10 protein-coding genes are annotated in these 13,221 nt (G+C 63.1%); 3 read left to right on the top strand and 7 right to left on the bottom strand.

The window, feature by feature from the left end:
* Window positions 1-67 precede the first annotated feature (67 nt).
* From mukB to cmoM, 4 genes are all read right to left on the bottom strand, one after another.
* Window positions 68-4,495 (bottom strand): chromosome partition protein MukB, encoded by a 4,428-nt coding sequence (mukB, locus tag ACW5W4_RS00330; RefSeq protein ID WP_456688006.1) that lies wholly within the window; start codon window positions 4,493-4,495, stop codon window positions 68-70.
* Between the two features lie 45 nt (window positions 4,496-4,540).
* The gene (gene mukE / locus ACW5W4_RS00325) at window positions 4,541-5,278 is read right to left on the bottom strand and encodes a chromosome partition protein MukE (protein WP_456688005.1); all 738 of its coding nucleotides are present in this window, start codon (window positions 5,276-5,278) and stop codon (window positions 4,541-4,543) included.
* Entirely contained in the window at window positions 5,259-6,578 is a 1,320-nt protein-coding gene (gene mukF / locus ACW5W4_RS00320) for a chromosome partition protein MukF (protein ID WP_456688004.1), read from the bottom strand. Before mukF ends, mukE begins: the two co-directional genes overlap by 20 nt.
* Window positions 6,579-6,692: 114 nt before the next feature.
* Window positions 6,693-7,469 (bottom strand): tRNA uridine 5-oxyacetic acid(34) methyltransferase CmoM, encoded by a 777-nt coding sequence (gene cmoM, locus ACW5W4_RS00315; protein WP_456688003.1) that lies wholly within the window; start codon window positions 7,467-7,469, stop codon window positions 6,693-6,695.
* 128 nt (window positions 7,470-7,597) lie between these two features.
* Between cmoM and elyC the strand changes: the two genes are divergently transcribed.
* The 3 genes from elyC (at window position 7,598) to pfkA (ending at window position 10,368) form a co-directional block, all read left to right on the top strand.
* Window positions 7,598-8,383, top strand: a complete 786-nt coding sequence (elyC, locus tag ACW5W4_RS00310; RefSeq protein WP_456688002.1) for an envelope biogenesis factor ElyC — start codon at window positions 7,598-7,600, stop codon at window positions 8,381-8,383.
* Window positions 8,384-8,518: 135 nt separating this feature from the next.
* The gene (tpiA, locus tag ACW5W4_RS00305) at window positions 8,519-9,274 is read left to right on the top strand and encodes a triose-phosphate isomerase (protein ID WP_111911896.1); all 756 of its coding nucleotides are present in this window, start codon (window positions 8,519-8,521) and stop codon (window positions 9,272-9,274) included.
* Between the two features lie 122 nt (window positions 9,275-9,396).
* The gene (gene pfkA / locus ACW5W4_RS00300; protein ID WP_427261719.1) at window positions 9,397-10,368 is read left to right on the top strand and encodes a 6-phosphofructokinase; all 972 of its coding nucleotides are present in this window, start codon (window positions 9,397-9,399) and stop codon (window positions 10,366-10,368) included.
* 49 nt (window positions 10,369-10,417) lie between these two features.
* On the opposite strand, the gene ACW5W4_RS00295 is transcribed toward pfkA, so the two are convergent.
* The 3 genes from ACW5W4_RS00295 to ACW5W4_RS00285 form a co-directional block, all read right to left on the bottom strand.
* Window positions 10,418-11,746 (bottom strand): IS4-like element ISAeme12 family transposase, encoded by a 1,329-nt coding sequence (locus ACW5W4_RS00295; RefSeq protein ID WP_456688001.1) that lies wholly within the window; start codon window positions 11,744-11,746, stop codon window positions 10,418-10,420.
* Window positions 11,747-11,886: 140 nt separating this feature from the next.
* Complete coding sequence (gene alkB, locus ACW5W4_RS00290; protein WP_456688000.1) at window positions 11,887-12,561, bottom strand: DNA oxidative demethylase AlkB; 675 nt, start codon at window positions 12,559-12,561, stop codon at window positions 11,887-11,889.
* Between the two features lie 23 nt (window positions 12,562-12,584).
* Window positions 12,585-13,136 carry a DUF3617 domain-containing protein gene (locus ACW5W4_RS00285; RefSeq protein WP_456687999.1) on the bottom strand — a complete coding sequence of 184 codons (552 nt, stop codon included), beginning with the start codon at window positions 13,134-13,136 and terminating at the stop codon, window positions 12,585-12,587.
* Window positions 13,137-13,221 lie beyond the last annotated feature (85 nt).

The following is a 13,221-nucleotide window of genomic DNA, read 5'->3' as shown; positions in this document are numbered from 1 at the left end:
ATGGAAAACGGGAGGCCCAAGCCTCCCGTTTGTGTGTTCACCCGTCAGCCCCTGTCAGGGGAAGAGGTCAGGCGATCAGCTTGTCATCGGCGAAACCGAAGCCCCGCAGCCCCACCACGTGCACGTGCTCGTGCTTGCCCTGCACCTTGCGGATGAGCTTGTAGGTGGTGCCCTTCTCGGGGCTGATGTTCTCCGGCGCCGCGATGAGCAGCTGCATGTCCTGGCGCTCGCACAACTCGAACAGGGTGGCGATGGACTTGCCATCCAGGCGCGCCGCTTCGTCGAGGAACAAGAGACGGCAGGGAGCGATATCCTTGCCGCGCAGACGGCGGGACTCCTCCTCCCAGCTGATCAGCACCATCAGCAGGATGGCCTGACCTGTGCCTATCGCCTCGCCGGTGGAGAGGGCGCCGCTCTCGGCCCGAAGCCAGCCATCGGCACCACGTTGCACCTCGATTTCGAGCTCCAGGTAGTTGCGATAGTCCAGCAGCACATCCCCCATCACCTGATAGTTGCGCTCCCCCTGCTCTATCTGCGGGTTCAGGCGCTGGAACAGCTTGGCCATGGCCTCGGAGAAGCTGAGCTCCTTGTCGGCGAACAGATCGTTGTGCATGGCGCTCTGATCGGCGAGCGCGGTCAAGAGACGGGTGTGGGCCTCGCGGATGTTGACGTTGAGGCGCACCCCGCGCACCAGACCGAAGGCGATGTTCTGCAGGCCCTGGTTGAGCACCCGGATGCGGTTCTGCTCACGGCGTATGATGTTCGTTATCTTGGCCGCCACCTCGTGGGAGGAGAGGGACAGGTGGTTCTCCCGCTGCTTGAGCTCGTCGGCAAGGCGCGCCAGCTCGATCTCCATCTCCTCGATGGCCTCCACAGGATCGTCCGAGCGGATGATGTCGTTGCGGATGCGATCTTTGAGGTAACGGTAGACCTGCACGTAGAAGGCGACCTTCTGCTCCGTGCTGCGGTTGCCTTCAGAGAGGCGCAGCGCATCGCGCAGGGCCTCGTCGTGGGCCACCGCCACCCGCAGGGCGCCGAGGGCCTTGTCCGACATGGAGCGCAGCTCGTCGCTGTTTAGATAGGCCAGCTCGCGCTTGTTGAGGCGCTTCTCGACGTCTGTCTCCCGCGCCAGCCGCACTACCCGAGACCAGTTCGCCTTGTGGCCCACCAGGGATTTGCGGGCACCGAAGTAATCCTTGCCCTCCAGCTTGAGACGTTCGATAAGACTCTCGATGTCCTTCTTACTGAAGCCCAACTGCTGCTCTGCTTGGCTGCGTCGGCTGCGGGTACGAGTCAGCAGCTCTTCGATCTCCTTCTTGTGGGCGCGGGATTTCTCCTCCATGTCGTCCGACAGGGTGAGCCCCATGGCCCCCAGCTCCTGCTCGAACTCCGCCAGGGTCTGGCCCTTGGCCGAGGCGCTGGAATCGAGCGCGGTGCGCAGTTGCAACGCTTCGGTGTGGCGCTGGGCAATCTGCTTGTGCTGTTCACCGGCGGTGCGGGCGGCAAGCTCCGCCGCCTTGAGCTTCTCTTTGAGTCGCTCGCTCATCTCCGAGGCCTTGCCGAGCAGGTCTTGCGCATCCTGATAGGAAAAGTGCGGCAGACGGGCCACCAGCTGATCCAGCGCGTAGCAACGGCGCTTCTGCTCGGCCAGCAAGTCGCTCGCCTCGTCAAAAGCCGCCTGCAGGGCGGCGAGATCCTGGGGATCCTGACGCAGCACCTGCACCTGGGTCTCGAGTTTTTCCAGCGACTTGCCGTGTTTGGCGATAAAGGCTTCGGCTGTTTTAAGGGCCTCCACGTCGGCGTGGGCCGCCTCGAGGCGGGCCGCCAGGTCTGTCTCGGCAAACAGGTGAGCAAAGGGCAGCATCCCCTGCACCAGCTGGATATATCGGGTCAGCTGGGCGGCGGCCGCCTTGGCCTCACTCAGCTGCTTGTCGCACTCGGCTATGGTTTCTTGCAGCTTACGCTGCTCGTGCTGTTTGGCCTGCACTTCGGCTTCGGGGTCCGGGCGGAAGGCGATATCCAGATGCTGGCCGATAAAGTCGCGAAAATGGCCGTAGAGGCGGTGATACTTCTGCTGCTCGAAGGCGGCCTTGGCGTAGCCCTCGATAAGATTTTCCCGCTCGAGATCGAGCTGCTCGATGCGTTTTTCCCGGGCGGCGCGGCCAAAGAGCGGCAGCTCGGGGTAGCGAGAGAAGCGCACCTGACGCTTGCTGGTGCGCACCAGCACGGCGTCCCCCAGCTCGTCCGCTTCCACCAGATCCTCGTCAAAGGAGTCGGGGTTGCCCTGGATGAGGTAGATATCTTCCGGGCAATCTTCCAGCTTTTTCAGCCGCTCGATGGCACCTTCGAGGTCGAGCACCACCAGGGCGCTGCGAGCCGGGCCGTAGAGCGCCGAGTAGTAAGGGGCATCATCGATGGAGATGTCGTCGTAGACATCGGAGAGCAGCACCCCACCCACCTGCTCGGCGATGCGGGCCAGGCGCGGATCCGCCTCGCCGGCCCCCAGCTGCAGGTTGCGAATTTGCAGCTCCAGGGCCTGTTTCTGGCCCTGAATGCGGTTGCTCTCCTGCTCGAACTCCCGCTCCTTGTCGAGCACGCTCTGCATGCCGGAAGAAAGTTCTTCGGCGGTGGCCAAGGCCAAGCCACTCTGCTCGCGCAGCTGCTCGAGCTTCTCGAAGGATTTCAACCAGCGCGGCGCCAGCTTGGTCAGCTCCGCGATATCGCGACCCAGCTGGGTGCCCTGATGCTCCAGGCTGGCGCGGCGCTGGTTCGCCTCCGCCTGCTGCTCGGAGAGCTCCTCCTGACGGGTGCGCTGGGCTTCCAGAAACAACTCCAGCTCGTCCTGGCTGGCAATAAGCTGGCCAGAGGCCTGCTGCAGCTCGTCACGCAGCTTGAAGAGATTTTTCTGGCTTTCGCTCTCTTTCTCGAGGCGAGCCAGGGCGGCGCGCAGCCCCTGCCCCTGCGCAATGCGGGCTTTGTCTTCGATGTGACGCTTGAGCAGCGCCTGCGCCGTGGGCCAAGCGGCCTCGCGGGCGGTCTCGGGGGCGATGCTGAGCAGCAGCGCCAGGGCCGCTTCGTGTTCGGCCACCGCGGCTTTCGCCAGCGCCAACTGCTGCTCGGCCCCCAGCACCCGGCTGGTGAGACTCTGCTCTGCGCTACGGAACTGATGCAGGGTGTCGCTTGCCTGTTCGGCAGTCAGCCCCGGCAGCTCGCACTGCTCGCGGGCAGCCTCCAGCGCCTGCACCGCCTGGCGGTACTGGATGGCGCGGGTCTGCTGGATATCCAGCGCCTGCTGGTAGTCGGCAAGCTGGGTCTTGAGGCTGTCTACTTCTGCCTGGGCCAGCTCCTTGCGCTCTTCCACCTCCAGCAGCTGGCCGTGGATCTCTTCCACCACTGCCTGCTGCTGCTCCAGCTTGTCGTTGAGCTCCGCCAGATCGGCGCGATAGAGGGCAATCTTCTTTTGCAAACTGACGGCCGCCATCACCTTCGAGAGGTACTCGGCGGCAGATTCCAGCTCGTCGGTCAGCAGCTTCTCGCGGTTGGTGAGCTGATCCACCTCGTCGGCCAGATAGATGGCGCGCTGTTTCTCCTCGGCCAGCAGACGGCGTTTGCCGGCGAGCTCAGCGCGCGCCTTCAGGGCCAGCTCGGAGAGCCGGCTCTTCTCGGCGGCGCCCCGCACATACTCCGCCGCCACGTAGTGGGTGGTCTCGGTGATCAGGTTCTTGAACAGATCCCGCTGTCCCTGGGTCTCCTTGATGGCCTCCAGGGTGCGGCGGTTCTCGTAGATGGCCGCCTCCATGTCCTGGAACGCCTTGCGCACCCCGGAGTTCTCCGGCAGCAGGTATTCCCGCAAGGAGCGGCTGATGGATGAGGAGATGCCGCCGTAGAGGGAGGCCTCGATCAGGCGATAGAACTTGCCGCGATCTTTTTGATCCCTCAGCTTCTTCGGGGTGATGCCGAACTCGAACATGAAGTTGTGATAGTCGGTCACCGTATTGAACTTGGCGACCTTGATGGCGCCGAGCTCCGCTGCCGCCCCCTTCAGATCGGCGAAGGCGCGCACCCGGCCCTTGCCGTCATCGAGCTTCTCCAGCAGCAGATCCGTGGGTTGCAGCTGCTCAGGCACGTCCACCAGGGCAAAGGGGGTGATGTTGACCTTGTTGTCCCGGTTGGCGACCTGCTCCAGGTGAACGCCGACCCAGATCCGCTGCTCGCGGCTGTTCATCACCTCCAGCAGCGAATAGCAGTGACCGCGCTGCAGCTTGCCGTAGAGCCCCTTGTCACGGGAGGCGCTGCTGGAGCCCGCTTCCGTGGTGTTGCGAAAATGCAGCAGGGACTGATCCGGGATCAGGGCCGCGATAAAGGCCGCCATGGTGGTGGACTTGCCCGCGCCGTTGCCGCCGGACAATGTGGTGACCAGCTGGTCGAGATCGAAGGTGCGGGCGAAGAAGCCGTTCCAGTTGACCATGGTCAGGGATTTGAATTTGCCTCTCACGCCGCACTCTCCATCAAACCGGCAGACACCATAAGTGCCGGCACATTAACGTTGCAGATCATCTTCCACCTCCAGCTCCAGCTGCTCTTCATCCAAATCTCCCTCGATGTCGTCAAACAGCGAATCGCTGCTCGGCATCTCGTCGTCGTGGAAGATGGCCTCCCCTTCCTGGATCATCCGCAGTTGCACGGCGCGGGGATCCTCGTCGGAGCGCACGTCGGCGGCAAAACGGAACACGGATTCGTTGACCCGGAATTTGTCGCTGTTGCCAAGGGCGGTGATCATCCCGAGGCGCTTGAGGCGACGCATGGAGGTGCGGATCTTCTCGAGGAGTTTCTTCTTGTCCAGATCCGTGCCGCCGGAGCGACTGTTGACCATGCGCAGCAGTTGCTTCTCGTCCGCCAGACCCAGCACCTCTTCTTGCAGCTCGCCCATGGCGAACACCCCTTCAGAGGCGAGACGGTCCGGGCTCAGGAACAGGTAGCAGAGCACTTTGCCCACCAGCATGTCGAGCTCGGATAAAACTGTTGTGCCGATGTCGGCGCTGGGGCGCGGGCGCAGGTAGAAGAAGCCCTCCGGCGCCTTGATGAGTTCCACCTGATAGCGGCCGTAGAAGATCTCGAGCTCGCCATGGAACTCCACCAGGGCCGAGTGCTGCTCGAACTCGTCGGCACTGATGTGACGCCCCGAGCGCAGGGCGGTATCGATGCGCGGAAACAAGGGGTTGGCGATGGCCTCTGCGAGACGCAGGGGCAAGGGGAATTCAGTATTGATCGATGACATAGGCCTGAACCTTGGATCCAGCTTGGTTGATGGGTTTCCATGCGGGTTGGCGGTGGTGCTCGCGCTCACCGCTGGCATGGCCGAGACGCACGGCCTGATCGATCAGGAGGCGCGCCACGTCGAAGTGGGCATGGGCCGGGTAGTCCAGCAGGTATTCCCGCAGCACGTCGGCAAGATCCAGCTGATGGCCCTGCTCGGGGTAGCGGGCCAGATAGCGCTCGATGCGCTCCGCCAGCTCCTGGTTGATGTCCACCATCTCCACGTACTCCATCTCGAGGGGCACCTCGCCGGTCACCTCCTCGTCGTGGATGGCGATGGTTTCATCCCGCAGCTCCAGCAGGCGGGGCTCCTCGGCCACTCGAAGCAGCCAGTTATGCTGCTCGAAGTTGCGGATGGATTCCCGCAGCCGCTGGCTGAAGGCGCGGTTCTTGTCCATGTCGATGGCGTTGCGGATGAACTTGTGGACGTGCCTGTCGTAGCGGGACCAGAGCTCGATGCACTGCTGGCCCCAGGCGGTGATGACGTCCAGACGCCCCTGCAGGGCGTGGGTTAGCTCCTCCACGTGGAACAGATCCTCACGCCCCTGGGCCGCCTCCTGAATGTTGAGCAGCCCCGCCTGCAGGCGGTGGCCGGCGGCGTCCAGGGTGTCCTGCAATTCGCGCAGGGTCTGGCCTGTCTCGTGCAGGAGCTTCTCGCAGCTGTGGATGGCATCGACCCAGTTCTGGGTCAGCAGAGCCGCGATCTCGCTCTTGACCTGATTCTGCTGCTCGTCCATGGCGCGCTGGGTGAGATCGATGCGCCCGAGCGTCTCTTCCAGGGAGAAGGAGAGGCGCGGCAGCACCTCGGCGTCCCACTGCTCCCGGGTGTTGGTCTCGAGCGCCGCCTTGCGGGCGGTGTCGAGCTCGGCGGCCAGGTGCTCGAGCAGGATGGAGAGCTTGATGGAGTCCACCTGGCGCTGATCCATGAAGAAGTCGACGATGCTCATGCCAAGGCGCGACAGGCGGTAGAGGCTTTCGCCGGCCACCATGTCGGTGGTAAAACGCGACAGCAGCTGCTGGCGGACGAGATCGTTGATGGCGTTGTTGGCGCGACCGGTGAGGGTCTCGTCCATCTGGCCGAAGGCACTGCTCACATAGCCAAAGGCGTCGTGCAGCGCGGCCTCCGAGAGATCAGACTCGTCCTCGGACAGCGTCTTGACTGCTATCAGAAAGGCCAGCCTGTCGGTGGGAAGGTTCAGCGCCAACCCCTCCTGTCTGACCCATCCCACCGTCTCTGGCAGGGTACGGGATGTACTCATCATGACGTTATCATCTCGTTGTTATAGTCGGCAGATCTTCGCCCGCCGTGGTGATATGGGCCGGGGGCGGTGGCGCCCCGGCGGCTGGATCCCGCATCGCATTCACGTCTGTGTGTCTCAACCGGCCGGTTTCTGGGCCATCACATGGATGTAGCGCCCCAGGGAAACAAAGGGCTCCTGGCGGCAATAGTGCTGCTCCATGGCCAGCAGGTCCTCGAACTTCTCGACCTGATCCTGCTTGTGGCGCATGTAGTCGTGGATGACGCGCACCCCGGTCTTGCCGATGATCCGCAATCCCCCCCGGCCTATCCAGTCATAGACCTGCTCCGGCAACTGGGGATTGGTGGGGGTCAGGGCGGTCTGGCGTTTCTTGCGAAGGCCCAGGCGCACATAGTCGAAATTGCCCACCACCAGGCTCTGGAACAGGAGGCCGTGACGATTGTAAAAAAGCAGCGACAGTATGCCCCCTGCCTTGACGAAAGGGAACAGACCCAGCAAGGTCTGGCGCGGCTCGGCGAGCCACTCCAGTACCGCGTGACAGAGCACCAGATCGAAGGTGCCGGTCACCTGGTGCTTGAGATCCTGAATGGGGCAATGGATGAGACGAATTCTGTCTTCCAGCCCCTTCTGGGCGATCTGCTCCCGGGCCAGATCCAGCATCTCTGCCGACAAATCGCACAGCTCCACCTGATGGCCCATGGCCGCCAGTTTCTGGGCGAAGTAGCCAAAGCCGCCGCCGGCATCCAGGATGCGAAGGGGCCGGTTGCCCAGGCGCGCCAGGCAGGCTTCGATGTCGCCCCAGACAATGGTGGTGCGAATGCGCCCCTTGGTGGAGTCGTAAATGTTGCGAGCGAACTTGTCCGCGCGCCCGTCAAAACTCTGATCTTGCTTCAAGACACACTCATCTTCGACCGCCCCGCCATGAGGGCCGCAGGAGGAACCACACAGGATTGGGCCACAGGAAAAAAGAGGGGTATTCTGTCACATCCCGAATTTGCTGAAAACTCAAGGACGTGTCTGTCGTGTTCGAGCTCAACTTCTTTGTCATCAAGAAATGGCTGGGCCAGCTGCTGATGCCACTGCCCTTCTCTCTCTCCTTGTTGCTGCTGGCGCTCGTGCTGCTCTGGTTCACCCGCTTTCAAAAAAGCGGCAGGCTGCTTGCGACCCTCTCCTTGGTGATCATCGCCCTGATGGGGACGCGGCCGGTGAGCTATGAGCTGGCCCGCAGCCTGGAGCAGAGCTATCCCCCCTTCGAGGTGAGCCAGCATCCGGACATCCAGGCCATAGTGGTGCTCGGCAACGGCCATGTGAGCGATCCTGCGGTGCCCGAACGCAGCTGGCAGAACAACATCTCCCTCGCGAGAACGCTGGAAGGGGTGCGCCTGGCCCTGGCCTATCCGCAGGCCGAGCTGGTCTTCTCCGGCGCCGTGGCCGGGGATCCGCTGTCCAATGCCGAGGTCAACGCCCGCATGGCGCAGAGCTTAGGGGTAGACAGATCTCGAATGACGTTGTTTGAAAACAACAAAGACACCCATGACGAGGCGGTCAGCATCAGCGCCCACCTCAAGGGCAAGCGGGTGGCACTGGTGAGTTCGGCCACCCATTTGCCCAGGGCCATGGCCCTCTATCGCAGTCAGGGACTCGATGCGGTGCCGGCCCCCACAGACTACACCGCCAAGCAGAGTCAGGTGGCGCAGCCCCTCTACAGCTACCTGCCCAAGGGGCGTTACCTGATGTATTCCGAGGCTGCCATTCACGAGTGGATTGGGGTATGGTGGGCCCGTTTGCGTGGGCAGGTCACCGAGTGAGCAATCGCGCCTTGCATTCCTGATTTGGATCAGGAAAGCGAAAAAAAATTACGTCATTTGCCGCCGGGTCAGCTATCTTGGGCTCGGTTCAATTCATATAATGTTGCGCAATCAAATGCCTAGGAGATATAGAAGATGAGACAGCACCTGGTAATGGGTAACTGGAAACTGAACGGCACCAAAGCTTCCGTCGAAGCTCTGATCAAAGGACTGACCCCGGCCGCTGCCGCTCATCCTTCCGTGCAAGTGGCCGTCTGCCCGCCGGTTATCTTTTTGGGTCTGGTTGAACAGCTGACCGCTGGCAGCAAGATTGCTTACGGTGCCCAGAACGCCGACGTTCACGAGTCCGGCGCCTTCACCGGCGAGAACGCCCCCTCCATGCTCAAAGCCTTCGGTTGCACCTACTCCCTGGTCGGCCACAGCGAGCGTCGTACCCTGCACGCAGAGACCGACGACGTGGTGGCTGCCAAGTACGAAGCCATCCAGAAAGGCGGCCTGGTGCCGGTTCTGTGCATCGGTGAGACCCTGGAGCAGTTCGAAGCCGGCGTGACCAAGAACGTGGTTGAGACCCAACTCAAGGCCGTCATCGACCGTTGCGGCATCGCCTCCTTCGAGAACGCCGTGGTGGCTTACGAGCCGGTATGGGCCATCGGCACCGGCAAGACTGCCACCCCGGAGATCGCGCAATCCGTTCATGCTCACATCCGTCAGTACCTGGCCGGTTTCGACGCCGCCGTAGCTGCCAAGGTACAGATCCTGTACGGTGGTTCCGTCACTGGCGCGACCGCAGCCGATCTGTTCGGTCAGCCGGACATCGACGGTGGCCTGGTGGGTGGTGCGTCCCTGAAAGTGGACGACTTCTCCCAGATCATCGCTGGCGCCGCCCAGTAATGAGCCAGGAGGGGGCCCCACGCCCCCTCCGTTACCGGCTTTCGTATGGCGTCAGCCGATACGAAAGCCGATATAGTAAGAACTGGCTTACCTATTCGACAACTTGAGATCCAGAGGCACTCATGACCAAAAAAATCAAACGTATTGGTGTATTGACCAGTGGTGGCGATGCGCCGGGTATGAACGCAGCCATCCGCGCCGTGGTGCGCGCCGGCCTGCATTACGGCCTGGAAGTCTATGGCATCAAGGATGGCTACCTGGGTCTGCATCAGAACAAGATCGCCAAGCTCGAGCGTCACAGCGTCTCCGACGTGGTGAACCGCGGCGGCACCTTCCTCGGCTCTGCCCGTTTCCCCGAGTTCAAGGATCCCAAGGTGCGCGCCGAGGCGATCGAGAACCTGAAAAAACACGGCATCGATGCCCTGGTGGTGATCGGCGGTGACGGCTCCTACATGGGTGCCAAGAAGCTGACCGAAGAGGGTTTCCCCTGCATCGGCCTGCCGGGCACCATCGACAACGACATCGCCGGTACCGATTTTACCATCGGCTTTGACACCGCCCTGAACGTGGTGGTGGACGCCATCGACCGCCTGCGCGACACCTGCAGCTCCCACCACCGCATCTCGGTGGTCGAGGTCATGGGCCGCCACTGCGGCGATCTGGCCATGTCTGCCGCGGTCGCCGGCGGCGCCGAGTACGTGATCGTGCCGGAAGTGGCCTTCGACAAGGAAGCCTTGATCCGCCAGATCGAAGAGGGTGAGGCCAAGGGCAAGCGTCACGCCATCGTCGCCATCTGCGAGCACGTCACCGACGTCAACGCCCTGGCCAGGGACATCGAGGAGCGCACCGGTCGCGACACCCGCGCCACCATCCTCGGTCACATCCAGCGCGGCGGTTCGCCCAGTGCCCGTGACCGCATCATGTCCAGCCGCATGGGTGCCTACGCGGTCGAGCAGCTGCTGGCCGGCCACGGTGGCCGCTGCGTCGGCATCCAGAACAACCAGATGGTGCACCACGACATCATCGACTGCATCGAGAACCTGCAGCGCCCCTTCAACCAGGAGCTGTACGACCTCTCCTCCACCCTGTTCTGATCCCCCTTGCCATGAAAAAACCCTCCCTGCGGAGGGTAATGCCAGTCAGTTAAGGCTGACTGGCATTGTTTTTATTGGCTTTTTTCACACTGTACTTCTGTGGTCTTGGCTTCACGCAGCGGGGGTAACTTCGCTCTCTTCGTGCCGGCAGCACAAACTGCCCCGCCTGCTTCTCCAGCTCCGCCACCCGCCCTGGGATATTCCCCGGTGACACATACGGCATGCAGCTCAGTTCATGGATGAGGTACACCGACGCCATGTGAAAACTCAGCTGACTCGCCGTGTATCCCTTCAGGCTCGCCGCCATCTTCACCATCTGGCTACGCAGCAGGTTATAGGCCAGCAGCACGCCCCACAGCTCTTGCCGTATCCCCGTCGCCTTCTTGCTGCGCAGGGTCAGTCTGTGCTGCTGCAGGCTGTGTTTCATCTCCCGATACCCCAGCTCGATTTCCCAGCGATGGCCATACAGCTCCACGATGTCAGCCCCCGGGAAGCGCATCGGGTCGACCATCGAGGTCAGCACTTGGCGCTCCTTGCCGTTGATAGTGCGCGTCAGCAAGCGGGCTTCTATTGCCTCTGGCAACTGCGGCCACTTCTTCCTCGCCTGCGGACTGGTCTTGAGCTGCACCAGCGCATCCTGGCGCCCCAGCTTGCGCACCACCTCGTATTGGGTGCCCTTCTTGAGCGGCAGCAGCCAGTGCCGCTCACTGCCGGTGGTGTGCCAGGCGTGGAGCAGGCCAAGGGAGTAAAAGCCTTTGTCGAACAGGGTCAGCGAGTGGTCCGGTGTGCGCTCGATGAGCTGCTCGGCCAGCACCATCTCGTTGACGGCACAACTCTCCATCACGGCCTGAACCAGCAGATGGCTGGTCAGCTCCATCTGACAGAGCATGCGCACCTGGGGATAGGCGGTCTCGCCATGCTGGGTGCCGGGCTTGGCAAAGGCGGCGGCATTGTCCGGAGTATCGGGCGTGCGCCACATCACGCCATCGACGGCAAGCAGTTGCAGCCCGGCCCAACCGGGATGATTGGCCTGCAGGTGCCAACCTGTGGCAGTCTCGTGAAACAGCCGCGCAATGCTCTTGTGGCCGAGCTTTTGGCGAGCTTGCAGGAAGGCGCTGGGGGCGACGAAGGGGCGGTCGCCGGGCAGCAGGATATCGAGTTGATTGACCAGCTGGGTCATGGGGACGTTGCGGAAGATGGCCATGCCGATGATGGCCCAGACCAGACGTTCCATGGGCATGCGGCGACGGCGCAGAGTGGCGACGCCCTCTTCGCCGAGCAGGGAGGTGATGAGCGCGGGGGGAATGAGGTCAGAGAGTGACTCAAACTGGGCCATATTGCTGGCGTGGAGGAAGTCGAGAGCCTGTTCGATACGCATAAAAAATCCGAAACCAAATCAATAGGTTTCGGATTTTTACACATCAGGAGGATCGGTCAATGGATCCTTAACTGATCGGCATTACCCTGCGGAGGGTTTTTTATTGTCCGCGGCTTGCTGGCGCCCGCTGAGCCCTCTGCTCAGGGCGCCGCCCGCCTCAGGGTGAGGTTGAAACGCACCTCCCCCTCCGCCCCCGCCTTGAGGGGCGCCACCCCGTGAAAACGCAGGCGCGCCTCGCCCCCCAGCACCAGCAGATCGCCGCCGCGCAGGATCAAGCGCTGCACCGGATCCCGCCGACTGAGGCCCCCCAGCAGAAACTCGGCCCCCAGCCCCAGGGAGAGGGAGACGATGAGGTGGCGCAAGTCCGCCTCATCCCTGTCCTGATGCAGGGACATGCGGGCCCCGGGCTCGTAGCGATTGATGAGGCAGGCATCGGGCACGAAACCGGCAAACCCGGCCGCCTCGGCCCCGCGGCGAGCCAGTTCAAGCAGCTCAGCCGGCAGCGGGGGCCAAGGGGCGTGGCTGAGGGGATCCAGGGGGCTGTAGCGATAGCCCTGCCTGTCCGACACCCAGCCAAAGGGGCCGGCATTGGTCATGGCCACCGACATGGTCTGGCCTCCCGGGGTCTGCATATGGCGAAAGGGCGCCTGGGCGCTCACGGCGTGGATCCAGGCATGCAACCAGCGCAAACCCGGGCCGAGGCGCGCCACCCCGCCCGGCAGATGCAAGGCGCCGGGGGCGAGCCAGCGGGCGGGCTCCTCTTCCCGGGAGAAGAGATCCCCCATGGCGTTGTCCAGCGCCGTCAACCTGGCCATGGCGCCTCCCCTCGTCTCATGATCTACTCCAGCGGCTTGATGTCGCCACACTCATCCCCCAGCCAGCGGCTCTCGCTGCTGCCCTGGATCCGCTCCTGCCTGCCCTCGTATTCCATCTCCAGGGTAAAGCGGCTGGTGTAGGCGCCGGGGTTGACGAAATGCACCTCCCCCTCCCCTCTGGCGGGTGGCTCGCGGCAGCTGAGGGTGAAACGGATCTGGCTGTCGCTGCGCGAGACCAGGGTTCGCTCGCATCCCTCCCCCTGGCGCTCGAAGGGCAGCTTCTCTTCGGCCACCATCTGCGGGCTGAGGCAGTGGCGCATCCGCACCCCGTCCGCCCCCAGGCCCGTGATGCCAACCCCCTGCTTGGCCAGCATCTCTTCCATCATCTTGCGCTGCCCCTCGGGCAGGGCCGCCAGCTGTTTCTCCATGGCGGCCATGGCCTGCGCCAGCGCGCCGTCATCCGCCTCCATTCTGGTCTGCATTTCCCACAGGCCGGGTTTGAGGGGATATGCCCAGGCCGCACCGCCGAGCATGACGGCGACCGCCAGGGTCGCCAGACGAAGGGATAGGGCCATGGGGCCTCCTGCATTGTTTGATGTGTCAGCTGCCATTGCCGGCAGCCCTCTTTGCCGCTTCTTTGCCATTGCGCCCCATCCGGGC

Source organism: Aeromonas crassostreae (assembly GCF_054052445.1).
This window is presented reverse-complemented; position numbering and strand designations above follow the sequence as displayed.

Excerpts from the sequence above, each read along its gene's own strand:
- mukE (WP_456688005.1), bottom strand. The coding sequence starts at position 5,278 with ATGTCATCGATCAATACTGAATTCCCCTTGCCCCTGCGTCTCGCAGAG.
- mukF (WP_456688004.1), bottom strand. The coding sequence starts at position 6,578 with ATGATGAGTACATCCCGTACCCTGCCAGAGACGGTGGGATGGGTCAGA.
- tpiA (WP_111911896.1), top strand. The coding sequence starts at position 8,519 with ATGAGACAGCACCTGGTAATGGGTAACTGGAAACTGAACGGCACCAAA.
- pfkA (WP_427261719.1), top strand. The coding sequence starts at position 9,397 with ATGACCAAAAAAATCAAACGTATTGGTGTATTGACCAGTGGTGGCGAT.
- ACW5W4_RS00295 (WP_456688001.1), bottom strand. The coding sequence starts at position 11,746 with ATGCGTATCGAACAGGCTCTCGACTTCCTCCACGCCAGCAATATGGCC.
- alkB (WP_456688000.1), bottom strand. The coding sequence starts at position 12,561 with ATGGCCAGGTTGACGGCGCTGGACAACGCCATGGGGGATCTCTTCTCC.
- ACW5W4_RS00285 (WP_456687999.1), bottom strand. The coding sequence starts at position 13,136 with ATGGCCCTATCCCTTCGTCTGGCGACCCTGGCGGTCGCCGTCATGCTC.